Source organism: Streptomyces dengpaensis (assembly GCF_002946835.1).
In the GTDB taxonomy this organism is placed as follows: domain Bacteria; phylum Actinomycetota; class Actinomycetes; order Streptomycetales; family Streptomycetaceae; genus Streptomyces; species Streptomyces dengpaensis.
This window is the reverse complement of sequence record NZ_CP026652.1, coordinates 3738681-3761569: the sequence shown is the minus strand read 5'-3', so window position 1 is coordinate 3761569 and position 22889 is coordinate 3738681. Positions and strand designations below refer to the sequence as shown.

Annotated in this window: 21 protein-coding genes and 1 pseudogene; 13 read left to right on the top strand and 9 right to left on the bottom strand. The window is 70.1% G+C overall.

Features of this window, described 5'->3' with window-relative positions; translation table 11 throughout:
• The first annotated feature begins 33 nt into the window (after positions 1–33).
• The 6 genes from C4B68_RS17175 to C4B68_RS17150 all read left to right on the top strand — a co-directional run bounded on the left by C4B68_RS17175 (position 34) and on the right by C4B68_RS17150 (position 6348).
• The gene (locus C4B68_RS17175; RefSeq protein ID WP_099500481.1) at positions 34–1320 is read left to right on the top strand and encodes a polysaccharide deacetylase family protein; all 1287 of its coding nucleotides are present in this window, start codon (positions 34–36) and stop codon (positions 1318–1320) included.
• A 66-nt stretch (positions 1321–1386) separates the two neighbouring features.
• Positions 1387–2019 carry a TlpA family protein disulfide reductase gene (locus C4B68_RS17170; protein ID WP_099500482.1) on the top strand — a complete coding sequence of 211 codons (633 nt, stop codon included), beginning with the start codon at positions 1387–1389 and terminating at the stop codon, positions 2017–2019.
• Between the two features lie 21 nt (positions 2020–2040).
• Positions 2041–2802: a cytochrome c biogenesis CcdA family protein gene (locus tag C4B68_RS17165; protein ID WP_099500755.1), complete on the top strand. Its 762-nt coding sequence runs from the start codon at positions 2041–2043 to the stop codon at positions 2800–2802.
• Positions 2803–2805: 3 nt separating this feature from the next.
• Complete coding sequence (gene resB, locus C4B68_RS17160; protein ID WP_099500483.1) at positions 2806–4665, top strand: cytochrome c biogenesis protein ResB; 1860 nt, start codon at positions 2806–2808, stop codon at positions 4663–4665.
• Positions 4662–5795 carry a c-type cytochrome biogenesis protein CcsB gene (gene ccsB, locus C4B68_RS17155; RefSeq protein ID WP_099500484.1) on the top strand — a complete coding sequence of 378 codons (1134 nt, stop codon included), beginning with the start codon at positions 4662–4664 and terminating at the stop codon, positions 5793–5795. Before resB ends, ccsB begins: the two co-directional genes overlap by 4 nt.
• 136 nt (positions 5796–5931) lie before the next feature.
• A complete protein-coding gene (locus C4B68_RS17150; protein WP_240634387.1) occupies positions 5932–6348 on the top strand; it encodes an SRPBCC domain-containing protein in 417 nt (138 codons plus the stop codon).
• A 41-nt stretch (positions 6349–6389) separates the two neighbouring features.
• Here C4B68_RS17150 and C4B68_RS17145 read toward each other — a convergent pair whose 3' ends face one another.
• The 6 genes from C4B68_RS17145 to C4B68_RS17120 all read right to left on the bottom strand — a co-directional run bounded on the left by C4B68_RS17145 (position 6390) and on the right by C4B68_RS17120 (position 12395).
• Entirely contained in the window at positions 6390–7934 is a 1545-nt protein-coding gene (locus tag C4B68_RS17145) for an ABC transporter substrate-binding protein (RefSeq protein ID WP_099500485.1), read from the bottom strand.
• 34 nt (positions 7935–7968) lie between these two features.
• A complete protein-coding gene (locus C4B68_RS17140) occupies positions 7969–10077 on the bottom strand; it encodes a hypothetical protein (RefSeq protein WP_099500486.1) in 2109 nt (702 codons plus the stop codon).
• Between the two features lie 130 nt (positions 10078–10207).
• Positions 10208–11191 (bottom strand): isopenicillin N synthase family dioxygenase, encoded by a 984-nt coding sequence (locus tag C4B68_RS17135; RefSeq protein ID WP_099500487.1) that lies wholly within the window; start codon positions 11189–11191, stop codon positions 10208–10210.
• On the bottom strand, positions 11184–11642 hold the full coding sequence (locus tag C4B68_RS17130; protein WP_099500757.1) for a nucleoside deaminase: 459 nt from the start codon (positions 11640–11642) through the stop codon (positions 11184–11186). The genes C4B68_RS17135 and C4B68_RS17130 overlap by 8 nt, the downstream gene beginning before the upstream one ends.
• A 76-nt stretch (positions 11643–11718) precedes the next feature.
• A complete protein-coding gene (locus C4B68_RS17125) occupies positions 11719–12105 on the bottom strand; it encodes a VOC family protein (protein WP_099500488.1) in 387 nt (128 codons plus the stop codon).
• Entirely contained in the window at positions 12102–12395 is a 294-nt protein-coding gene (locus C4B68_RS17120; protein WP_099500758.1) for an ArsR/SmtB family transcription factor, read from the bottom strand. The genes C4B68_RS17125 and C4B68_RS17120 overlap by 4 nt, the downstream gene beginning before the upstream one ends.
• 190 nt (positions 12396–12585) lie before the next feature.
• Between C4B68_RS17120 and C4B68_RS17115 the strand changes: the two genes are divergently transcribed.
• The 5 genes from C4B68_RS17115 to C4B68_RS17095 all read left to right on the top strand — a co-directional run bounded on the left by C4B68_RS17115 (position 12586) and on the right by C4B68_RS17095 (position 18994).
• Positions 12586–14517 (top strand): maleylacetate reductase and hydroxyquinol 1,2-dioxygenase domain-containing protein, encoded by a 1932-nt coding sequence (locus C4B68_RS17115; protein ID WP_099500489.1) that lies wholly within the window; start codon positions 12586–12588, stop codon positions 14515–14517.
• 16 nt (positions 14518–14533) lie between these two features.
• Positions 14534–16324 (top strand): FAD-dependent oxidoreductase, encoded by a 1791-nt coding sequence (locus tag C4B68_RS17110; RefSeq protein ID WP_099500490.1) that lies wholly within the window; start codon positions 14534–14536, stop codon positions 16322–16324.
• 2 nt (positions 16325–16326) lie between these two features.
• Entirely contained in the window at positions 16327–17085 is a 759-nt protein-coding gene (locus C4B68_RS17105) for a CoA transferase subunit A (RefSeq protein WP_099500491.1), read from the top strand.
• Between the two features lie 70 nt (positions 17086–17155).
• Positions 17156–17785, top strand: a complete 630-nt coding sequence (locus tag C4B68_RS17100) for a CoA transferase subunit B (protein WP_099500759.1) — start codon at positions 17156–17158, stop codon at positions 17783–17785.
• An 18-nt stretch (positions 17786–17803) separates the two neighbouring features.
• Entirely contained in the window at positions 17804–18994 is a 1191-nt protein-coding gene (locus tag C4B68_RS17095) for a thiolase family protein (protein ID WP_099500492.1), read from the top strand.
• Between the two features lie 35 nt (positions 18995–19029).
• On the opposite strand, the gene C4B68_RS17090 is transcribed toward C4B68_RS17095, so the two are convergent.
• Positions 19030–19917 carry a helix-turn-helix domain-containing protein gene (locus C4B68_RS17090; protein ID WP_099500493.1) on the bottom strand — a complete coding sequence of 296 codons (888 nt, stop codon included), beginning with the start codon at positions 19915–19917 and terminating at the stop codon, positions 19030–19032.
• A gap of 196 nt (positions 19918–20113) precedes the next feature.
• On the opposite strand from C4B68_RS17090, the pseudogene C4B68_RS43265 reads away from it, so the two are divergent.
• Positions 20114–20365, top strand: a pseudogene (locus tag C4B68_RS43265) (EamA family transporter); the annotation flags it as partial.
• Here C4B68_RS43265 and C4B68_RS17080 read toward each other — a convergent pair.
• Positions 20278–20940: a LysR family transcriptional regulator gene (locus C4B68_RS17080; RefSeq protein ID WP_306511159.1), complete on the bottom strand. Its 663-nt coding sequence runs from the start codon at positions 20938–20940 to the stop codon at positions 20278–20280. The pseudogene C4B68_RS43265 and the gene C4B68_RS17080 sit on opposite strands and share 88 nt — an antisense overlap.
• Positions 20941–21327 (bottom strand): PLD nuclease N-terminal domain-containing protein, encoded by a 387-nt coding sequence (locus tag C4B68_RS17075; protein WP_099500494.1) that lies wholly within the window; start codon positions 21325–21327, stop codon positions 20941–20943.
• A gap of 88 nt (positions 21328–21415) precedes the next feature.
• Between C4B68_RS17075 and C4B68_RS17070 the strand changes: the two genes are divergently transcribed.
• Positions 21416–22867 carry a menaquinone biosynthesis decarboxylase gene (locus C4B68_RS17070; protein WP_099500495.1) on the top strand — a complete coding sequence of 484 codons (1452 nt, stop codon included), beginning with the start codon at positions 21416–21418 and terminating at the stop codon, positions 22865–22867.
• The last annotated feature ends 22 nt before the right edge of the window (positions 22868–22889 follow it).

The window sequence follows — 22889 nt, the reverse complement described above, 5'->3', positions numbered from 1 at the left end:
CCAGTTGGGAGGGCGCGACGAAATGGGGACGGCATGCGGGACGTCAGCCGGAGGGGAATGATCGGCCTCGGGGCAGGTGCCGCGGCCGCGGTGGGACTCGCGGCGTGCGGGACCGGTACGGGTACCGGTCCCGGTTCCGGTGCCGCACGGCAGGACGGTGTGAGTCGGGGCGGCGACACCCAGGGTTCCGGGAGCGGGCGGCCGGGCGCCCCGAAGCACCCCGCACGTCCCATCGGTGACGGCTCCACCGCCTTCACCGGCAAGCAGCCCAACCAGCCCAAGTCGCCTCGGCCGTTGGAACCCGGCGAGACTCCCCCGCAGTTCGTGGTCTTTTCCTGGGACGGCGCGGGAGAGGTCGGCGCCGGTCTCTTCGACCGCTTTCTCGAACTCGCCAAAGATCACGACGCGCACATGACGTTCTTTCTCTCGGGGCTGTATCTGCTGCCCGAGTCGAAAAAGCGCATGTACGTGCCGCCCAATAACCCCAAGGGCGCCTCGGACATCGGTTATCTCACCGACGATCACATCAAGGCGACGCTGAAGCTCGTCCGTCGGGCCTGGCTCGACGGCCACGAGATCGGCACGCATTTCAACGGTCATTTCTGCGCCGGTTCCGGCTCGGTCGCCAACTGGACGTCCGCGCAGTGGCGCAGCGAGATCGACCAGGCGAAGTCCTTCGTGAAGGAGTGGCGGACCAACGCGGGCTGGACCGATCTGCCCGCGCTGCCCTTCGACTACGAGAAGGAGCTCATAGGCGGCCGCACCCCGTGTCTGCTCGGCCGGGACAACCTGCTGCCCACCGCCAAGGAGCTCGGCTGGCGCTACGACGCCTCCTCGCCAGGCGGTGTTCAGCGCTGGCCGCGCAAGCACCAGGGCCTGTGGGACCTGCCGCTGCAGGCGATGCCCTTCCCGGGACACACCTTCGAGGTGCTCTCGATGGACTACAACATCCTCGCCAACCAGTCGGTCAACTCGACCAAGGCACCCTCGTACAACTACCCGGCCTGGCGCACCCAGGCGACCCATTCCTACATAGCCGGATTCAAGCGGGCATACGAGACAAATCGTGCACCCTTCTTCATCGGCAACCACTTCGAGGAGTGGAACGGCGGCATATACATGGACGCCGTCGAGGGGGCCTTCACGTACATAGCCCGCGAGAAGGAGAAGGGCGCGGACGTACGCCTCGTCTCCTTCCGGCAGTTCGTGGACTGGCTGGACGTACAGAAGCCCGAGGTGCTGACCAGGCTCCAGTCGCTGGAGGTGGGACAGGAGCCGGCCGCCGGCTGGAAGTCCTACCTGGGTGGACAGGCCGCGTGAAATGCGGGTTTCCACCTGCAAGGGGGGTGCGGAAGATCCCCGAAACGGGCATGCGAAACTTTTCACATGAGTGCCGCCTCGCCCGCCTGCCGTGCCGACCAGCGCCCGCACCGCACCCGTAGCCGCGCCGCCCTGCTGACCGCCGGGGCCGCCGTCGCGGCGCTCCTTCTGTCCGCCTGCGGTTCCGGGGGCACCTCCGGAGGAGCGGGCAACACCAACTTCGTCGCCGGCAAGGACGGCGTCGACACCGCGGCCAAGGGCGAGCGGGCCGCCATCCCCGACCTCTCCGGCACGACCGTCGACGGCAGGCAACTGGACGTCCGCGCCTACACGGGCAAGGTCGTCGTCCTCAACGTCTGGGGCTCGTGGTGCGCGCCGTGCCGCGCCGAGGCCAAGAATCTCGAGAAGGTGTATCAGGACACCAAGGACCAGGGCGTGCAGTTCGTGGGCATCAACACCCGCGACTCCAGCACCAGTCCGGCCCTGGCGTTCGAGAAGGAGTTCGGGGTCACCTACCCGAGCCTGTACGACCCGACGGGCAAGCTGATGCTCCGCTTCGAGAAGGGCACGCTGAACCCGCAGTTGATCCCCTCCACGCTCATCATCGACCGGGACGGGAAGGTCGCGGCCAGGACGCTCCAGGCGCTCAGCGAGGACAACCTGCGCAAGATGCTCGCCCCCGTCCTCGCGGAGAAGTGACCTGACGTGTCCCTCCTCGCCATGACCCTGGCCGAGTCCACCGGCAGGAACGAGACGGTCTTCGGCGGCGCCCTGCTGCTCGCCCTGCCGATCGCCGTGCTCGGCGGACTCGTCTCCTTCTTCTCGCCGTGCGTACTGCCGCTGGTGCCCGGCTACCTGTCGTACGTCACCGGGGTGAGCGGCACCGACCTGGCGGACGCCAGACGGGGGCGGATGGTGGCGGGCGCGGGTCTGTTCGTGTTCGGCTTCACCGCCGTGTTCGTCTCCGGCGGCGCGCTGTTCGGATACTTCGGGTCGACCCTGCAGGAGTACCAGGGCACGCTGTCCAAGGTGCTCGGCGTGCTCATGATCCTCATGGGTGTCTTCTTCCTGGGTCTGATGCCCTGGCTCACCCAGCGCGAATTCCGTTTCCACAAGCGGCCGGTGGCCGGACTCTCGGGCGCTCCGCTGCTCGGCGCGCTCTTCGCGATCGGGTGGACCCCCTGCCTCGGCCCGACCCTCTCCTCCGTGCAGGCTCTCGCGATCAATGAGGCGAGCGCCGGCCGAGGGGCCATACTGACCGTCGCGTACTGCCTCGGTCTCGGCATCCCCTTCGTCCTCGCCGCGGTCGCCTTCCGCAAGGCGCTCGGTGCCTTCGGCTGGGTCAAGGCGCACTACGCGTGGGTGATGCGGATCGGCGGCGGCATGATGATCGTGACCGGCCTGCTCCTGCTCACCGGTGCGTGGGACAGCATCGTGCAGCAGATGCAGACCTGGTCCGACGGCTTCACGGTAGGGATCTGACCCATGAGCACGACTGACACCGGCAAGACGACGGACACCGGCGAGACCCGCGAGGCGGCGGACACCGGCGAGACGACGGACACCGGTACGGCACAGGCGGCGCAGGAGGCACAGGACGCGCGCGATCTCGGCGCGGCCGGATCCCAGCTCTCCACCGCCCCCGTGGAGACGGCTGTGCCCGGCTCGTTCGGCGGGATGCGCGGGCCCGGTGTCGCCGGGTGGCTGGCCTGGTCCGGCCGGGAGGTCCTCGGCTGGGCCCGCTGGTTCTGGCGGCAGCTGACGTCCATGCGGGTCGCGCTGATCCTGCTCTTCCTGCTGTCGCTCGGGGCGATCCCCGGCTCGCTGATCCCGCAGTCCGGGACCGACGCGGTGAAGGTGGCGGACTTCAAGGACGCGCACAGCGTGCTGGGGCCGATCTACGACAAGCTCGGGCTCTTCCACGTCTACAGCTCCGTGTGGTTCTCGGCGATCTACATCCTTCTGTTCGTCTCGCTCATCGGCTGCATCGTGCCGCGCACCTGGCAGTTCGTCGGGCAGCTGCGCGGCCGTCCGCCGGGCGCGCCCAAGCGGCTGACCCGGCTGCCCGCGTACGCGACCTGGCGCACCGACGCCGAGCCCGAGCAGGTCCGCGAGGCCGCCCTCACGGTGCTCAAACAGCACCGGTTCCGGGCCCATGTCGACGGCAACGCCGTCGCCGCCGAGAAGGGCTACCTCCGCGAGGCCGGCAACCTGATCTTCCACATCGCGCTGATTGTGCTGCTCGTCGCCTTCGCCTGGGGCCAGCTCTTCAAGTCGGAGGGCAACAAGCTGATCGTCGAGGGCGGCGGATTCTCGAACACGCTCTCTCAGTACGACGACTTCAAGTCCGGCAACCTCTTCAGCGACGACGACCTCACGCCGTTCAGCTTCGACCTGAAGAACTTCACCGGCACGTACGAGCGGAGCGGGCCCAACAAGGGCACCCCGCGCACGTACCAGGCGGAGCTCACCTACAGCGAGGGCGCCTACGGCAAGGAGAAGAAGACCACCGTCAAGGTCAACGAGCCGCTGGAGATCGGCGACTCGAAGGTCTACCTGGTCAGCCACGGCTACGCGCCCGTCGTCACGGTCCGGGACGGCAAGGACAACGTCGTCTACCGCGACGCCGTGCCGATGCTGCCGCTCGACTCGAATGTCACCTCGCAGGGCGCGATCAAGGTCATGGACGGCTACAAGAACGCGCAGGGCCGCAGCGAACAGCTCGGCTTCGCCGCCTTCTTCGTGCCGACCTTCGCGGGGGCGGGCAAGGGCGACATGTTCTCCGTGTTCCCCGCGCTCGACTATCCCGTGCTCGCCCTGTCCGGCTACCACGGCAGCCTGGGGGTCAACTCGGGCATTCCGCAGAACGTGTACCAACTGGACACCTCCAAGATGAAGCAGTTCAAGGACGCGAAGGGCGACATCCTCAAGAAGCGGCTGCTGCCCGGCGAGACCATGCAGCTGCCGAACGGCGCCGGCTCGATCACCTTCGAGAAGGACGTCAAGGAATGGGCCGGCTTCCAGGTCGCTCAGCAGCCCGGCAGCGTGTCGGCGCTGGCCGGAGCCTTCGCCGCGATCTTCGGTCTCGCCGGGTCGCTGTTCATCCAGCGCCGCCGCGTCTGGGTGCGGGCCACCACCGGCGCCGACGGAGTCACCGTCGTCGAGATGGCCGGTCTCGGCCGCAGCGAGTCCGCGAAGCTTCCCGAGGAACTCGGCGACCTGGCCGCGCTCGTACACGAACAGGCGCCCACGAAGGCCGACGAGCCCGCCGAGCCCGCCGAAGACGAACCGCACCCCGACGCCGAACCCCCCGTACCTGCCGCCGAAGGGGCTGAGAACAAGTGACTCTCGCCGCCGCAACCGAACTGGCCACGGCCACCAACGAAAACCTCGCCAATATCAGCAACACGCTGATCTACTCCGCGATGGCCGTCTACACCCTGGCGTTCTTCGCGTACATCGCCGAGTGGCTCTTCGGCAGCCGCAGCAAGGTCGCCCGTACGGCCGCCGCGCTCACCAAGGAGCCCGGGACGGCCAAGGCCGCCGCTCCCGCGGTCACCGTGAAGCAGGCGGGCGGCACCGCCGTCCTGGAGCGGCCGCAGGTCGTCACCCGGTCCGCGGCCGGCGCACGTGACGTGCCCGACGGGCCCGGTGCGCACGGCGGGGACGAGCAGGGCGACCTCTACGGCCGTATCGCCGTGTCCCTCACCGCGCTTGCCTTCATCGTCGAGTTCGCCGGCGTTCTCTCGCGCGCGCTCTCCGTGGAGCGGGCGCCGTGGGGCAACATGTACGAGTTCAACATCACCTTCACCACCGTCGCCGTCGGCGTGTACCTCTCGCTGCTCGCGCTGAAGAAGAACGTCCGCTGGCTCGGCCTGTTCCTGACCACGACGGTCCTCCTCGATCTCGGTCTCGCCGTCACTGTCTTGTACACCGCGAGCGACCAGTTGGTTCCCGCTCTGCACTCGTACTGGCTGTACATCCACGTCTCGACCGCGATCCTCTGCGGCGCCGTCTTCTACGTGGGCGCCGTCGGCACGCTGCTCTACCTCTTCAAGGACTCGTACGAGAACAAGCTCGCGGGCGGCGGAAAGCCCGGCCGTTTCGCGACCTCCGTCCTGGAGCGGCTGCCCGCCTCGGCCTCGCTCGACAAGTTCGCGTACCGCGTGAACGCCGCTGTCTTCCCGCTGTGGACCTTCACGATCATCGCGGGCGCGATCTGGGCGGGCGACGCCTGGGGCCGCTACTGGGGCTGGGACCCCAAGGAGACCTGGGCATTCATCACCTGGGTCGCGTACGCCTGCTACCTCCACGCCCGCGCCACGGCCGGCTGGAAGGGCCGCAAGGCCGCCTACATCGCGCTGATCGCCTTCGCCTGCTGGCTGTTCAACTACTACGGCGTCAACATCTTCGTCACCGGCAAGCACTCCTACGCCGACGTGGGCCTGAGCGCGCTGAGCTCCGTCGGGTTCTGACCGTTTCATAACCCAGGGAGGGGCTCCAGGTCCCCTCCTGGGGGCGCGGCCCCGGAGCCCGTCTCCGGTTCAGGGAAATGGCAGGTCAGCGCCCCTCACGCGTGCAGAAAAGCCCGTCACGCGCGACGCTGGAGTCATGACCTACCCCGTCGGCCAACCCATCGACTCACCCATCGAACAGGGCCCCACCGAGGCCCGGGGGGACGCGCGGCTCCTGCACTATCTGCTGCGGCTTCCCCAGCCTGTGGAGAAGGTCTGGACGGCGGTGGCCACCCTGGAAGGGCTGACGGGGTGGCTGGCCGTCGTCGAGGTGTTCGAGCCGCGGCTGGGTGGCGCGGTCAGTGTGCGCGGGCTGGGTTCCGGGCGGGTCACCGCCTGGGATGTGGAGCGGGTCGCCGAGTACACCGTGGAGGGGCGCGGGCGGATCCGGTTCCATCTGGAGCACGGGGTGCCGCGGGGTACGACGGTCCGGTTCACCCATGAGTTCGAGGGAGAGGACACGCCGGAATGGCGGGCCCGCTTCGAGCGGCTCCAGCACGCACTGGATCGCTAGGTCCTGTCGCCTCGGGGCAGACGGGAGTTTGACGACAGGGCCTAGGACGGCGGCAGGCACTCCGCCGCCGGTGGCTTCCCCTCCGGCCAGGCGATCCTCACGAAGCGCGTGCGGCTGTCGGGGGTCAGTTCCACGATCGGGACGGCTTTGTCGTACGGATTGCCGTGGGCGTCGAGGCAGATCCACCCGCTCGCCCCGCTGACCCGCAGCTGCGCGCCCTTCACCTGCGGCCACTGGAGGCCCACGTCCGCGAGCGCCGGGATCTTCCCGGTCGGCGACGCCCCGCGGATGCCGCGCACCGCGAGCCGCATCGCGTCGTACCCGATGATCAACTGGCCGTCGTCCAGGGCGACCTTGCCGATGGGCCCGGCCGGCTCCCGCTCCGCGCTGTCCAGCAACCGCTGCAGCACCTTGGCGTCGGCCTCGCTGCCGCCGGTCTTCGCGGAGTCCTTCAGCCAGGCCTGCGGATGGGCGAGGGCCGCGTAACGGACGGACAGCCGGGGGTCCTTGAGGGCGGTCGGGTCGAGGTCCTCGTCCCCGGCCAGGTACGAGCCCTCGTCACCGGTGAGCACGGTGAAGCGCCGGTCGACGCAGCCGCGTGCGCCCAACGCGTTGATGAACTGGCGCAGTTGGGTGTGCCGCCCGGCGAAGAGGAGGGTGTCCGTGCTCTTCGGCGTGTTGCACAGAATGTTGGTGATCTGCGCGAAGACGTTGGCGGTGCTGCCCTCCTTGCTGCGGTCGGCGGGCGGGGTGAACGGCTGGGCCTCGTAACGCGCGCCCTTGAGCATCTTCTCGAAGGACTGCTGCAGCGTGCGCGTGTACGGGTCGCCCGTACGGTCGTAGACCAGGAACGCGTTGGACGCCGAGACCTTGGCGAAGGAGGCGAGCGCGCGGGCCTCGTCGGTGTTGGTGGGGGAGACGCGGGCGAGCCCCGGGAACGGGTCCTTGCCGTCCTGCCCGTTGGCGAGGTCGTCCGCCGTGATCGAACTCCCTATCACCGGGATGCCGCGACGGGTCAGCTCCTTGACGGCCTCCTTGTTGTTGTCGGTGCTCAGCCCGACCCCGGTCACCGCGCGCAGCCGGTCGGGGCTCTTCGTCATGCGCTCCAGCTGGTCGACCGTGTGCCGCCAATGCGTGCCGGTGGCACCGGGGTTGGCGAGCACGAGACGGATCTTCGGCTTCAGCCCGGTGGTGTCGTGGTTGGCCTGGTACTGCGCCAGATAGGCACCCTGGAGCTCGTGCAGCACATCGTCCAGGTTGTCCGGGTCGGTCGCCGTGAAGGGTTCGAGCAGGGCGACGGTGACATAACTGCCGGGCGCCAGACGGTGGTTCTCGCGGTTGATCGCCCGTACGGTCTCGGTGAACTGAGCACGGCCGAAGGCGTACGTCGTCGACGACACGCCCACGCACTCGTCGCTGCCCTCCGGCCTGACGACCCCCGCGGCGCAGGAGCGGTCCTCCTTGGTGGCCGTCAGGCCGCCCCACGCGCCGAGACCCACGAGGACGGCCGCGAGGGCCAGCGCGACATAGCGCCGGAAACGAATCTCCCACACGTCCTCGCGCAGCCACGTCCACCAACGTGCCATCACCGGCCCCCGCCCCCGTTCCACATACGCGCCATCACCGGCCCCCGCCCCCGTTCTCGTCGTCGTCGCCCGGGATGCGGAAGGGGCGGCCGGCCAGGGCGTCCGACGGCCAGTCCCGCGAGGCCCGCCACAGCAGGGCGTTGCCCGCGGGCCGCAGATTCGACAGCTGCTCCAGTTCGAACCGCAGCCGCTCGGTCACCTTCGGGTCCGGCAGCACCAGCGGATCGGTCAGCTGCCAGACGGAGTGCAGCAGCCGTCGTACCCGCAGATGCAGTACGGCGTCCACGCCCGCCGGCGGTGTCTGTGCCGCGTCCGTGTGCCCGAGCGCGATGGAGGCGCGGTGGTCATGGCCGTCGAAGTCGCGGCCGTCCGGGTCGTGCGCGTGGTAGTAGGGCGCGGACGCGATGAAGACGAGGGAGGAGAGCCAGCCGCGGGTGTCGGTGCGGGGGAAGGTGTCGCGCAGGTGCGCCACCGCGAACTCCGCCGTGCCCAGCGCGAGTTCGTGATGCAGCCGGTAGCGGGCGCCGTCCGGCGGGTCCTCGTCGCCGTAGTGGTCGATGAGGGTGCGGTGCACGGTCCGCCACCGCTCGTGGTCCGGGTCGAAGTGGTGCAGCCGCAGCAGGAGCAGGGCGCGCAGGAAGGGGTCGCCGACGAACTGTCCCGCCGCCGTCGGCCAGCCCTCCGCCGCGAGCCGCTCCTCCAGGTCGAGGACGCCCGACGCGCCGAAGTCCTCCGGCAGTCGGGCCTGGGCGAGCGCGCAGGCCGAGTCGCGGTCGTGGGCGGCGGCGAGCACGGTCAGCTCGTCCAGGCGGCCGCCGGGCACGAGCCGGTCGAGGAGTTCCTGATAGGCGGGGCGGCCGTCGTGGTCCTCGTGCGGGGCGACGTCCGACGTGAGCAACTCGCCCAGTGACGCCGCCCCTTGGGGGAGGTTCTGCCGGGCCGACGCGGCGAGCACGGTGATGCCGAGCGGACTTCCGCCGGTCAACCGGTGGGTGGCGTGCGGGAATTGCGACGGTACGGTCGTGACGCCCGTACCGTTGGACGCGGTGTCCACGATGTGCAGCGTGTCGTCGGGCGTCAGCGGCGGCAGGGAGACGAGCAGCGCCCGCGAGGACGGCGAGGTGCCCGGCTCCCAGCCGGTCTCCCGGGCGGTCTCGGTGAGGGTGCGGCGGCCCGCGTTGCGCAGCGCCGGATGCGTGTACCCGCGGAGAGCCGCGAAGAAGACGACCCGGTCGGCGATGCCGTCGGTGCGGTCGCGCAGCACCGGCTCCAGGAGGCCGAGGCCCGCCGGTTCCTGCACGTTGTCGATCAGCACGACCGGGCGGCCGCGCCGGTGCGAGCGCTGCACGACCCCCGCGTACGCGTCGTCGAGGTCGGCCAGCAGGGCCCGTACGAGATAGCGCTCGGCGTGCGTGCGCGAGTCGCCGCCCGCCCGGAAGTGCCGGGAGAGCAGGATGAGCGCGAGCTTGGGGCTGCCGCCCGCGTTCGGATAGTCCCGGTACCAGCCGGCCGCCTTGCGCAGCCGGCGGTGGGCCGGGGCGACCCCCTCGGTGAACGCCTCCAGGGTCGCCTCGATGATCGGCTCGACCACCGGACCCGTACCGCTCATCGAGGCGATGAGCTTGGAGACGAGCTTGCTCACCCAGCGGCCCGCGAAGCCCGACAGCCACGAGCCGGTCTCGTTCAGCAGCAGGATCCGCTCTGCCTCCTGCCGGATGCGCGGCACGTCACGGTCGCTCCAGCCGCCCGCCGCCACGGCGAGCAGCCCCGACGCGAGCCGCGGGAAACCGACCCGCCCGGCGCCCGTCACCGGCTCGGCGAGCTGCTCGGCGATCGTGGTCAGCGCCTGTCCCACCGGCGACCAGGCCTCCGCCGGACGCTCGGCCGGGGGAGCGGCGAACTGCTGCTCCTCGCCGTCGATCAGCGCGACGGGAGTGTGCCCGCGGTACGCGTCGCGCAGTTCCCGCAGTACCGCGCTCTTGCCCAGCCCCCGGCCGCCCGCGAGCACCACGAAAGGCAGCTCGCCCGGGTGTTCGTACGGCGTGGCGCGGAGCTGGTTCGGACGCAGGCCGACAAGCCGTGACGCGAGCCCTGGCGGATCGGTGTCGAACAGCGCTCCCCGGCCGTGCAGCCCTCCTGGCACCGCATCTCCCCCTGGTCCGCGGTTCGTTCCGATGTGCTGCTGTGAGGTGTATCAACACCAGTGTAAAAAGGGGGACTTGATTCGGGATAGGGCGCCTGGTGTCCGTTGGGTTACGAAAAGTTTCCGCCCGTCACCCGACGGTGATCGCATCCAGCTTCTCGCGCAGATAGACATGGGAGTCGACGGGTTCGTACGCCACGCGGCCCACGGGGGCGGGTACGGACTCGACGACCGTTCCCGGCGTGCACTCCCCGAAGTACACGAGCGACATCAGCTCCTCGGCGGGCGCGTCCGCGGGCGGCGGCAGCACGCGGTGACGTCCGGAACGCCAGCGGTCGCCGGTCCAACGGGCCATCAGGTCACCGATGTTGATCGTGAACGCCTCCGGGTCGAACGGCGCGTCCTGCCAGCCGCCTTCGTCGGTGTAGACCTGGAGTCCGCCCTTGCCGGCCTGGCGGTCGAGGATCGTGACCGTGCCGAAGTCGGTGTGGGGGCCGATGCGGAACTGGTTTCCTTGGGGCTCTCCGATGATCTCCGCCCCCGGATACCAGTTGATGTTGAAGCCGTACGTCGGGTGGTCCATGTGCCGGGTGAAGAAGTCGGGGGCGAGTCCGAGGGCCTCGCCGAGGAGGGCGAGGAGATGGTTCTCCAGCTCGCCCATCCTCGTCAGGTACTCCTCGCACAGCTCCTGAAGCTCCGGGGTCTCGGCGGGCCACACGTTCGGCGCGTACCACTCCGCGTTGATCTGCGGGTCCTCGAACGGCTCGTGCGTCGCGAAGGTCAGCGACTCCTTGAGATCCGGCGGTGTCTCCGTCCCCTCCGCGTACGCGTTCGCCTCGGCCCCCGGGCCGAGCCAGCCGCGCCCGCCGACCCGGGCCGCGTACGGCTGCTTCGTCTCGGCGGGCAGCGTGAAGAAGGCGCGGGCGGCCGCGCGGATACGGGTGCGCAGGCCGGGGTCGACGCCGTGCCCGGTGACGAGGAGGAAACCGGCGCTCTGGAGGGCGTCGTCGACGGTACGGGCGATGGCGGCGCGGGCGGCGGGGCCGCCGGAGAGCCAGGGGCGCAGGTCGATGGTGGGGATGCGGGGGCCGGCCGGAGCCTGGGGGTCACTCACCGATGTCCTCGTTCCACAGGGCCGGGCTGTTCTTGATGAAGTCGCGCATCAGCGCGGTGCACTCGGTGTCGTCCAGGACCAGGATCTCCACGCCGTGCTCGGCGAGCCAGTCGTGTCCGCCGTGGAAGGTCTCGGCCTCGCCCACCACGACCCGGGAGATGCCGAACTGCCGGACCAGACCGCTGCAGTACCAGCACGGCGAGAGGGTGGTCACCATGGTCGTACCGCGATACGTCCGCTGCCGGCCGGCGGCCCGGAAGGCGGCCGTCTCGGCGTGCATCGAGGGATCGCCGTCCTGGACACGGCGGTTGTGGCCCCGGCCGAGGAGGGTGCCGTCCGCGCCGTACAGCGCCGCCCCGATGGGGATGCCGCCCTCCGCGAGCCCCGAGCGGGCCTCCGCGACGGCGGTAGCGAGCCACGCACGTGCCTGTGCCTGATCGATGCGCTCCATGAGGTCCACTCTCGCACTGACCCTCCGCGAGAAGCTGTCCGTCGGCTCCGTCGCGGCCGGCGCCTGCGCCCGGTCCTTACTTGCTGTGCACGATCTGAATCAGGTTGCCGCAGGTGTCGTCCAGGACCGCGGTGGTGACCTGGCCCATCTCCAGCGGCTCCTGCGTGAACCGCACGCCGAGCCCGCGCAGCCGCTCGAACTCCGCCTGTACGTCGTCCACGGCGAAGGAGACGGCCGGAATGCCGTCCGCGGCCAGCCCGTCCTTGTACGCCTTCACCACGGGGTGGCGGGAGGGCTCGAGGAGCAGTTCGGTCCCGTCGGGGTCCTCCGGTGAGACCACGGTCAGCCACCGGTCCTCGCCCAGCGGGACCTCGTGCTTCTTCTGGAAGCCGAGCACGTCCGTGTAGAAGCGCAGCCCTTTGTCCTGGTCGTCGACGAAGACGCTGGTCAGGTGGATCCTCATGGTGTGCCCTCCGGTGTTTCGGGCCTGAGCCACCGGGTCGCGATGCGCTCAAGCGGTTCGGTGTTCAGATCGTGGAACTTGTAGCGGCCCCGGCGCCGCGAAAGGACCAGACCCGCGGATTCCAGTACGGCCAGGTGCTGGCTGATCGCCTGGCGGGACAACGTCAGACCGTGCTTGGTCACCAGCCGTGTGCAGATCTCGAAAAGGGTCTGGCCGTCCCGTTCCACCAGCTCATCAAGGATGCGCCGCCGGGTGGGGTCGGCCAGTGCCTTGAAGACGTCCTCCGCCATGACCCACACCATAGGCAAGTGGCGACTTGCCTATCAAGTCAGGCAGAAGGCCAGACCGTCAGGCCCGTCCCGCATGCGCGTTTCGTGCAGCGACAACGCGCCGTTCGTGCAGGCGATCACACGGACATAACTCCCACACTCGGAAGCCATGCAAAGGCGCATCTCGACCGAGAAGGGGAGGCGGAACTCCATGCGGACGTTCGTCTACACATCCCATCCCTCACGGGTGGTCTTCGGTTCCGGCACGGTCGGCCGACTCCGCGAGGAGGTCGAGCGGCTCGGCCGCTCCCGGGTTCTGCTGCTGTCCAGCCCACCCCTCGCGGAGGCTTCCGCGAGGGTGCGTGAGGTGCTCGGCGACGCAGTGGTGGCGGAGTTCGACGGTGCCGCCATGCACACCCCGGTGGAGGTCACCGAGCGGGCGCTCGCCGTCCTGCGGGAGGCCTCGGCCGACTGCCTGGTGGCCGTCGGCGGCGGTTCGACGACGGGCCTGTCCAAGGCGCTGGCACTGCGCACGGACCTGCCGCAGGTGATCCTGCCGACCACATACGCCGGCTCCGAGGTGACGCCCGTGCTCGGCGAGACCCGGGACGGACGCAAGATCACACAGTCCTTGCCGGCGGTCCTGCCCGAGACGGTCGTCTACGACGTCGACTTCACCCTCTCCCTGCCCCTGGCCATGTCGGTGACCAGTGGTGTGAACGCGCTCGCGCACGCCGTGGAGGCGCTGTACTCCGCCGACGCGAACCCGGTGACCGACCGGCAGGCCCTCGACGCGGTCTCCGCCATCGCCGGGGCGCTGCCCCGCCTCGCCGCCGACCCGGCCGACCCGGACGCGCGTGCCGATCTGCTGTACGCGGCCTGGCTCGCCGGGACCTGCCTGGCCACGGTCGGCATGGGCCTGCACCACAAGCTGTGCCACACGCTGGGCGGCAGCTTCGACCTGCCCCATGCCGAGACGCACACCGTCGTCCTGCCGTACGCCATGGCCTACAACGCGCCCGCGGTGCCCGACGTCATGCGCCGCATCGCCGAGGCACTCGGCGTACCGGACGCTCCCGCCGGCGTCCACGACCTGGTGGCGTCCCTGGGCGGGCCGACCTCACTGCGCGACCTGGGCATGCCGGAGGACGGCCTGGCACGCGCGGCCGGGCTGGCCGCCTCGACGCCGTACCCGAACCCGCGCGAGGTGACCGCCGAGGGCATCGCGACTCTGCTGTCCGACGCCTGGCACGGGCGCCGTCCGACCAGTGGGCCGCCCTCTGCGGACCCCAAGCTGACCCGTCTCACCGAACAGGTCGTGGCCAGCTTCGAGAACGCGCCGAATCCCCGCGTCGGCGACCTGCTCACCGGACTCGTCCGGAGCCTCCACTCCTTCGTGATCGCCAACGACGTCACCGATTCCGAATGGCAGTACGCGATCGACTTCCTCACCCGGACCGGACAGATCTGCAGCCCGACCCGCCAGGAGTTCGTTCTGCTGTCGGACACCCTCGGAGTCTCCAGCGTGGTGGACCTGCTGACCAACTCCCGCACACCCGGCACCACTCCGTCCGCGGTTCTCGGCCCCTTCTACGTGGAGGGCCCGCCCGAGATCGCGCACGGCGGCGACATCTCCGGTGGACTCCCCGGCATGCCGCTGTGGGTGGACGTACAGATCACGGACACGGCCGGTGAGCCGGTCAAGGACGCGGTCGTGGACGTATGGCAGTCCAACGAGGACGGCTTCTACGACGTGCAGCTCCCGGATCTGGACGGGCCGGTGCTGCGCGCCCGGCTGCGCACCGACGCCGAAGGGAGGATCACGTTCTGGTCGATCCTGCCCTCGGAGTACCCGATCCCGGGCGACGGCCCGGTCGGGCAGATGCTCGACGCGGTCGGCCGCCATCCCTACCGGGCGCCCCACCTGCACTTCATGATCGACGCGCCCGGCCACCGCAGGCTCGTCACCCAGCTGTTCGTCGCGGGCGGCGCCTACCTGGACAGCGACACCGTCTTCGGCGTCAAGGACGAGCTCATCGTCGACTTCGCCCCGCAGACCGGTCCCGCCCCCGACGGCCATCGCGGCGACGGGGAATGGCGCCGCCTCGACCACACCTTCCGTATCGCCCCACTGGCCGACTGACCGAGGATCGCCGACCATGACTCACACGCACCCCACAGGACCAGGCACCTACGACACCGATGTCCTGGTCGTCGGCAGCGGCCCCGCCGGCGGCTCCGCCGCCCTGTTGCTCGCCACGTACGGCATACGCACCCTGCTGGTGACCAAGTACGGCTGGCTGGCCAACACGCCACGGGCGCATATCACCAACCAGCGCACCATGGAGGTCCTGCGCGACCTCGACGTCGAGGCCGAAGCGCTGGCGGTGGGCAGCCCGTCCCATCTCATGGGAGACACGGTGCTGTGCACCGCGCTCGCGGGGGAGGAGATCGGCCGGATCCGCAGCTGGGGCACCGGCCCCGCCTCGCGCACCGAGTACGCGTCGAAGAGCCCCTGCGAGATGATCGACCTTCCGCAGACCTACCTCGAGCCCATCCTGGTGAGCAAGGCGGCGGCCCGCGGCGCCAAGGTCCGCTTCGACACCGAGTTCCTGAGCTTCACCCAGGACGAGGAAGGCGTCACGGCGCTGCTGCGCGACCGGGTCCGTGGTGACGAATTCACCGTACGAGCCCGCTACTTGATCGGCGCGGACGGTGCGAACAGCCTCGTCGCCGAGCAGCTCGCCCTGCCGTTCGACGGCCGCATGGCCAAGGCCGGCAGCATGAACATCGTCTTCAAGGCCGACCTCGCCCGGCACTGCGCCCACCGTCCGAGCGTCCTGTACTGGGTGCTCCAGCCGGGCGCGGAAACGGGCGGGATCGGCATGGGACTGGTCCGCATGGTCCGCCCGTGGAACGAATGGCTGCTGGTGTGGGGCTACGACATCGAGCAGCCGCCGCCGGAGATGAACGAGGAGGAGGCACGCCGGATCGTGCGCGACCTCATCGGCGACCCCGAGCTGCCGGTGGAGATCACGTCGACCTCTCTGTGGACCGTCAACCACAGCTATGCCTCGGCGTTTTCGTCCGGGCGGGTGTTCTGCGCGGGTGACGCCGTGCACCGGCACCCGCCGTCCAACGGGCTCGGTTCCAACACCTCTGTGCAGGACGCGTACAACCTCGCCTGGAAGCTCGCGATGGTGATCCGCGGCGAGGCGGGGCCCGCGCTGCTCGACAGCTACTCGGCCGAACGTGCCCCCGTAGGACGGCAGATCGTCGAGCGGGCCAACCTCAGCCGCGACCAGTTCGGGCCGATCTTCGACGTGCTCGGCGTCGGCGGCGGCAGCGACGAGGGGACCATCGCCGAGGGGCTCGCGGCGGTACGGTCCCAGACCGCGGAGGGCGCCAAGCGGCGACGTCTGCTGGAGGAGGCGATCCAGCTCAAGAACTACGAGTTCAACGCACACGGTGTCGAGATGAACCAGCGCTATGTCTCCGGGGCGGTCCTCGCGGACGGCACTTCCGCGGAGGCCGAGGTCTGGGAGGAGGACCGGGAGCTGTCGGCCCGGCCGACGACCCGGCCGGGCGCCAAACTTCCGCACGCGTGGCTCGTCGACACCCGCGGTGAGCGGATCTCCACGCTCGACGTGGTCGGCAAGGGCGTCTTCACCGTCCTCACGGGTCTGTCGGGCGGCGTCTGGGACACGGCGGCGGACGCGTGCCGCGACGAACTCGGCATACCGCTGCGGTTCGTACGCATCGGCGACGCGGACTTCCGTGACGCGTACGGCGAGTGGAGCCGGGCGAGCGAGATCACCGAGGACGGGGTGCTGCTGGTCCGTCCGGACGGCCATGTCGCCTGGCGCCGCACCACCGCCCCGCAGACCGCGGCAGAGGCCCGGCAAGAGCTGCTCGGCACCCTCCGCCAGGTGCTCGGGCGACAGGAGTGACGATGGACAAGCAAGTCGCCACGGCCGCGGAGGCACTGGCGGATGTGGTGGACGGGCAGTCGTTCGCCGTCGGAGGCTTCGGGCTCAGCGGGGTGCCAGAGGTCCTGATCGGCGCCCTGTACGAGTCCGGGGCGCGTGACCTCTCGGTCGTGTCGAACAACTGCGGTGTGGACGGCCGAGGCCTCGGCGTCCTGCTGGCCGCGGGCCGCATCGCCCGGGTCACGGGCTCGTACATCGGGGACAACAAGGAGTTCGCGCGCCAGTACCTCGGTGGCGAACTGGAGGTCGAGCTGATTCCGCAGGGCACGCTCGCCGAGCGGCTGCGCTCGGGCGGCTGCGGCATTCCGGCCTTCTTCACGCCGGCCGGTGTCGGCACGCTCGTCGAAGAGGGCGGCCTGCCGTGGCGGTATGCCGCCGACGGCTCTGCCGCCCTGGCCTCGCCCCGCAAGGAGGTGCGTGTGTTCGACGGCAGGGAGTACGTCATGGAGCGGGCCATCACCACCGACTACGCGCTGGTCAGGGCCGCCCGGGGCGATCGGCACGGGAATCTCGTCTTCCACCGGGCGGCCCGCAACTTCAACCCGCTGACGGCGATGGCCGGGCGGATCACCGTGGCCGAGGTGGAGGAGCTGGTCGAGCCGGGAGAGCTCGGCCCCGACGAGGTGCACCTGCCGGGCGTGTTCGTGCAGCGCGTCGTCGCGCTGACGCCGGAGCAGGCGGCCGACAAGGGCATCGAGAAGAGGACGGTCCGCGAGCGATGAGACAGAACTTTTCGTGGCAGTCGTGGCAGTCGTGGCAGTCGTGGCAGTCGTGGAAGGCGGTGCGTACGCCGTGAGCTGGAGCAGGCATGAGATGGCGGCGCGGGCCGCGCGCGATCTGCGCGACGGCGACTACGTCAACCTCGGTATCGGACTGCCCACGCTGGTGGCCGACTTCCTGCCGCCGGACGCCGATGTCGTTCTGCACTCGGAGAACGGACTGCTCGGCGTCGGCCCCTATCCGACGCCGGAGGAGGTCGATGCCGACCTCATCAACGCGGGCAAGGAGACCGTGACCGTCCGTGCGGGGGCGTCCTTCTTCGACTCCTCGCTCTCCTTCGGCATGATCCGCGGCGGCCACATCGACACCGCCGTCCTCGGCGCGCTGCAAGTGTCGGCGCGTGGAGATCTGGCCAACTGGGCGGTCCCCGGAAAGATGATCAGGGGCATGGGCGGTGCGATGGACCTCGTCCACGGAGCCCGCCGGGTCGTGGTCCTCATGGAGCACACGGCCAAGGACGGCAGCCCCAAGATCGTCGAGGAGTGCACGCTGCCGCTGACCGGGCGGGCCTGCGTGGACCGGATCATCACCGACCTGTGCGTGCTCGACGTCACCCCGCGTGGCCTCGAACTCGTCGAGACCGCACCGGGTGTGCCGGTCTCCCAGATCACAGCCCGGACGGCCGCCGCCGTCAGCCTCTAGTCCCGCAAGGAGCCTTCGATGATCGAGCGACCCCGCGACGTCTACATCGTCGACGCCGTCCGCACCCCCTTCGGCCGCTACGGCGGCGCTCTGTCCGGCGTACGCCCGGACGACCTCGCCGCCGGAGTGCTGCGCGCCCTCCTCGACCGTAGCCCGGACCTGGACCCGGCCCGCATCGACGACGTGCTGCTCGGCAACGCCAACGGCGCCGGCGAGGAGAACCGCGACGTGGCCCGCATGGCCGCCCTGCTGGCCGGGCTTCCGGTCAGCGTGCCCGGAGCCACGGTCAACCGGCTGTGCGGTTCCGGAATGGAGGCCGTCGTCCAGGCGGCCCGCGCCATCGCCCTCGGCGACGCGTCCGTCGCGGTCGCCGGCGGTGTCGAGTCCATGAGCCGCGCCCCCTGGGTGCTGCCGAAGCCGGAGCGGGCCTTTCCCGCCAGGGACCAGCAGCTGTACTCGACCACGCTCGGCTGGCGGATGGTCAACCCGAAGATGCCGGACGAGTGGACGATCCCGCTCGGCGAGAGCGCGGAGCTGGTCGGCGCCAAGTACGCCATTACGCGCGAGGACCAGGACGCCTACGCTCTCGCCAGCCACCAGGGCGCCGCGCGTGCCTGGCGTGACGGTCTCTACGACGGAGAGGTGGTCCCCGTCGAGGGCGTGACCCTGCCGCGCGACGAGAACATCCGCGACACCACCTCGCTGGAGGCGCTCGCGGCACTGAAGCCGGCGTTCCTGGCGGACGGCACCATCACCGCCGGCAACGCCTCACCGCTGAACGACGGGGCGGCCGCTCTGCTGCTCGCCGACGAGGAAGGGCTCGCGGCGATCGGCCGCGAACCGCTGGCGCGGGTGCGGGCGGCCGCGGTCACCGGCATCGAGCCCCAGTACTTCGGACTCGGCCCGGTGGACGCCATCCGCAAGGTGCTCACCAAGGCGGACGTCACGCCTGACGCGCTGCACACGATCGAACTCAACGAGGCCTACGCGGCCCAGGTGCTGGCCTGTCTGGCGGCACTGCCGGAACTCGACCCGTCCGTCGTCAACCCGCGCGGCGGCGCCATCGCCATCGGCCACCCGCTGGGCGCCTCGGGCGCCCGCATCGCGGGGGCGGTCGCCCACCAGCTGGCCGCGGCGGGCACCGGGACGGGGCTGGCGGCGCTGTGCATCGGGGTGGGCCAGGCGGTGGCGCTCGTACTGGAACGCTGACGTGAGGACGGATCCGAAGCCGGTGCCGACGGTCCTCAGCCCGCGCGACGCACCGCGGCCGGGGTCGTGCCCAGCCGGGCGCGCATCACCCTGGTCAGATGTTCCTGGTGGGAGAAGCCGCAGTCGACGGCCACCTGTCCGATCGGCGCTGACCCGGTACGCAGCAGGCGGCTGGCCTGCTCCAGGCGCAGCCTGAGCAGGTACTGGTGCGGAGACTGCCCCGTGCTCGCCCGGAACTGCCGCGTGAACTGGCTGCTGCTCAGCGAGGCCGCGGCAGCCAGGTGACCGATCGGCAGCGGTTCGGCGAGCCGCTCCTCCATGAGGTCCTGTACGGCGGCGAGCTGCCGGGCGGACAGGCCGGACCGGGCGGACAGGCCGGACCGGACGGACGGCGGCTCGGCTGGACGGGCCCCATGCCGCCGCACGAGCTGCGCGGCGAGCATTCCCGTCAGCTGGTCCACGTACGTCCGGGCCGACGGCTCCCAGCATCGCACCGTGCCGTCCAGCGCGAGCATGAGCTGCTCGATGAGCGGATCCGTGACTCCGAGCTCCTCGGACAGCTCGACGGGGCGCCCGTCGTTGGCGTCGCGCAGCGCCTCGTCCGTCAGGTAGGCGTGCACCGAATCGAGCCGGCCGCCGAGCTCGACGGACAGGGTCCGGCCGGCCGGCTGAAGGAACAGTCCCCCGGCGGGGATCTTCCCCGACCGCGCCTCCGTGCCGCGCCCCCTTCGTACGGTGACGGGCCCGCTGAGATGCAGGATCAGCAAGTGGGTGGGGGCCGGGTCGAAGTCCGCACTATAGGACTGCTCCTCCTGGGCAGACAGATACAGCCGCTCCCACCCGAGCCCCGCACTGGTGCCCTGCGTCCGCACGCCGGGCCGGCGCAGGATCCCTACCGTGTCGGCGACGCCGAGCTCCGCCATGGCGAGACCTCCTCGTGGCCCCCCAATCATTGATTGAACATTGAATCACTGTTTGGTGAACGCGTCCAGCGGATCGCGGTGGGATCCGCGAAGCAAGGCCGTACAGGCGGCCCTATCGAAGGCGCCGATGGGCCCATCGGCAGGACGCCCCACTGGCTCGTGGCCCGGCCCCCGCCCCCGCTCCTACCTTCGGGCCATGACCTCAGAGAACAAGGGCACGGCACAGCTGACGGCAGCGATGATGCTCTCCGGCACCCTCGGCGTCTTCGTCGTCGAGTCCGGAGCCTCGCCCTTCAACGTCGTCTTCTTCCGCGTCCTCTTCGGCGCGCTCGCCCTCGGCGGCTACGCCCTCGCCCGCGGTTACTTCCGGGACCACGGACTCACTCCGCGCAAGCTCGGCCTCGCCGCGCTCGGCGGCGTGTTCATCGTCTTCAACTGGGTCTTCCTACCCGCCGCACCAGCTGCACCAGTCACACCCGCCAGACCAGCCGCAGTCGCCAGTTCGTGATCCGGCGCCGCCACCAGCGCCAGCGGTTCCACCGCCAGCACCTCGCTCTCCAGGCCCGGGTGACGGGTCTCCTCCTCCATCAGGAAGCCGAGGTCGTACGTTCCCTGCCGCAGCGCCTGCCGGGTCTCGTCGCCGATGGTCGTCCGCAGGGACAGGCGCACCTTCGGGTAGCGGTGGTGGAAGTACTCCAGCAGGGGCGGCAGCCGGTAGGACGTCAGCGACTCCATCGTGCCGACGGCGAGCGAACCGGCCGGCTCCTCCGTGCCGACGACCGCCGCCCGCGCCTCCTCGCTCAGCTCGATGATCTGCCGGGCGTAGGGGAGCAGCCGCTCGCCCGCCTCCGTCAGGCGGATGCGGCTGCCGAGCCGGTCGAAGAGCTCCGTGCCGAGCGAGGACTCCAGGGCGCGGATCTGGCTGGTCACGCTGGACTGCGCGTACGCCAGCCCGGCCGCGGCCTGGGTGAAGCTGAGTACGGTCGCGACCTTCTCGAAGGTGACGAGCAGCCGCAGTTCCACTCAGGACTCGTCGTCGCGCTCGCGCCGCTTCAGCTCCTCCTCGCGGCGGCGCAGGTCGGCCTCCCAGTCCTTGAGGAGGTCCTCGTCCTTCTTGTTCCCTTCCTTGAGGGACTTGAGGAACTCGGGGTTGTCGTCGGGTGCGACGTACTCCGTGCGATGGTTGCGGTGCCACGCGGAGGGCGTGGAGCCGTTCGCGGGGGCGCGGCGCACCTTGCCCGCGACGAGCCAGGCGATGGGACCGACCAGCACCTCGCCGAAGAGCAGGACGATGATCACCCAGACCACCTTGGGCAGCCCCCGCACCTCTTCCTCGGGGGTGTTCAGGCAGTCGATGAAGGCGTAGATCCACAGCGCCAGGACCAGCAGAAACGGCAGATACCTGAGCATGGCCGAACGTTCCCCCAGTGAGCGGTGGCGGGGCGGCACAGGCCCCCGGTGACGGGCACAGAGTAGCGGGTGGCCGATACTTGGGCCCATGGCTTACGACGATCTTCGCTCCCTGCTCAGGGCCCTGGAGCGCGAGGGAGACCTCAAGCGCATCAAGGCCGAGGTGGATCCGTACCTGGAGGTCGGGGAGATCGTCGACCGGGTGCAGAAGGCAGGCGGGCCCGCGCTGCTCTTCGAGAACGTGCGCGGGTCGAGCATGCCGCTCGCCATGAACGTCTTCGGGACCGACCGGCGGCTGCTGAAGTCCCTCGGGCTGAAGTCGTACGGCGAGATCTCCGAGAAGATCGGCGGACTGCTCAAGCCCGAGCTGCCGCACGGGTTCGTCGGAGTGCGCGAGGCCTTCGGGAAGCTCGGCGCGATGAGCCACGTACCGCCGAAGAAGGTCAAGGACGCGCCGGTCCAGGAAGTCGTCCTCCGCGGTGACGACGTCGACCTCGACGCCCTCCCCGCCCTGTTCACCTGGCCCCAGGACGGCGGCTCCTTCTTCAACCTGGGGCTCACCCACACGAAGGACCCGGAGAGCGGTATCCGCAATCTCGGGCTGTACCGCCTCCAGCGCCACGACAAGCGCACCATCGGCATGCACTGGCAGATCCACAAGGACAGCCGGAACCACTACCAGGTCGCCGCGAGGAGGGGCGAGCGGCTCCCGGTCGCGATCGCCTTCGGGTGTCCGCCCGCCGTGACATACGCCTCCACCGCCCCGCTGCCCGGTGACATCGACGAGTACCTCTTCGCCGGGTTCATCCAGGGCAAGCGGATCGAGATGGTGGACTGCAAGACGGTGCCGCTTCAGGTGCCGGCGCAGGCCGAGGTCGTGCTGGAGGGCTGGCTGGAGCCGGGCGAGATGCTGCCGGAGGGGCCGTTCGGCGACCACACCGGGTTCTATACGCCGCAGGAGCCGTTCCCGGCGCTGACCATCGACTGCGTCACCATGCGCAAGCGTCCGCTGCTCCAGTCGATCGTCGTAGGACGCCCTCCGACGGAGGACGGACCCCTGGGCCGTGCGACCGAGCGTTTCTTCCTCCCCCTCCTGAAGATCATCGTGCCGGACATCGTGGACTACCACCTGCCCGAAGCGGGGGGTTTCCACAACTGCGCGATCGTCGCGATCGACAAGAAGTACCCCAAGCACGCTCAAAAGGTGATGCACGCCATCTGGGGCGCCCACATGATGTCGCTGACGAAGCTCATCGTGGTCGTCGACTCGGACTGCGACGTGCACGATCTGCACGAGGTCGCATGGCGGGCCCTCGGCAACACGGACTACTCCCGTGACCTCACCGTCGTCGAAGGCCCGGTCGACCACCTCGACCACGCCTCCTACCAGCAGTTCTGGGGCGGCAAGGCGGGCATCGACGCGACGAAGAAGTGGCCCGAGGAGGGCTATACGCGGGACGGGGGCTGGCCGGAGATGGTGGTGTCGGACCCGGAGACATCCGAACGGGTGACGCGACGCTGGAAGGAATACGGACTGTGAGGGTCAGGGTGATGATGGGACG

Coding starts and splice junctions, on each gene's coding strand:
- C4B68_RS17175 (WP_099500481.1), top strand. CDS start 34: ATGCGGGACGTCAGCCGGAGGGGAATGATCGGCCTCGGGGCAGGTGCC.
- C4B68_RS17170 (WP_099500482.1), top strand. CDS start 1,387: ATGAGTGCCGCCTCGCCCGCCTGCCGTGCCGACCAGCGCCCGCACCGC.
- C4B68_RS17165 (WP_099500755.1), top strand. CDS start 2,041: ATGACCCTGGCCGAGTCCACCGGCAGGAACGAGACGGTCTTCGGCGGC.
- resB (WP_099500483.1), top strand. CDS start 2,806: ATGAGCACGACTGACACCGGCAAGACGACGGACACCGGCGAGACCCGC.
- C4B68_RS17150 (WP_240634387.1), top strand. CDS start 5,932: ATGACCTACCCCGTCGGCCAACCCATCGACTCACCCATCGAACAGGGC.
- C4B68_RS17145 (WP_099500485.1), bottom strand. CDS start 7,934: ATGGCACGTTGGTGGACGTGGCTGCGCGAGGACGTGTGGGAGATTCGT.
- C4B68_RS17130 (WP_099500757.1), bottom strand. CDS start 11,642: ATGGAGCGCATCGATCAGGCACAGGCACGTGCGTGGCTCGCTACCGCC.
- C4B68_RS17125 (WP_099500488.1), bottom strand. CDS start 12,105: ATGAGGATCCACCTGACCAGCGTCTTCGTCGACGACCAGGACAAAGGG.
- C4B68_RS17120 (WP_099500758.1), bottom strand. CDS start 12,395: ATGGCGGAGGACGTCTTCAAGGCACTGGCCGACCCCACCCGGCGGCGC.
- C4B68_RS17115 (WP_099500489.1), top strand. CDS start 12,586: ATGCGGACGTTCGTCTACACATCCCATCCCTCACGGGTGGTCTTCGGT.
- C4B68_RS17110 (WP_099500490.1), top strand. CDS start 14,534: ATGACTCACACGCACCCCACAGGACCAGGCACCTACGACACCGATGTC.
- C4B68_RS17105 (WP_099500491.1), top strand. CDS start 16,327: ATGGACAAGCAAGTCGCCACGGCCGCGGAGGCACTGGCGGATGTGGTG.
- C4B68_RS17095 (WP_099500492.1), top strand. CDS start 17,804: ATGATCGAGCGACCCCGCGACGTCTACATCGTCGACGCCGTCCGCACC.
- C4B68_RS17090 (WP_099500493.1), bottom strand. CDS start 19,917: ATGGCGGAGCTCGGCGTCGCCGACACGGTAGGGATCCTGCGCCGGCCC.
- C4B68_RS17075 (WP_099500494.1), bottom strand. CDS start 21,327: ATGCTCAGGTATCTGCCGTTTCTGCTGGTCCTGGCGCTGTGGATCTAC.
- C4B68_RS17070 (WP_099500495.1), top strand. CDS start 21,416: ATGGCTTACGACGATCTTCGCTCCCTGCTCAGGGCCCTGGAGCGCGAG.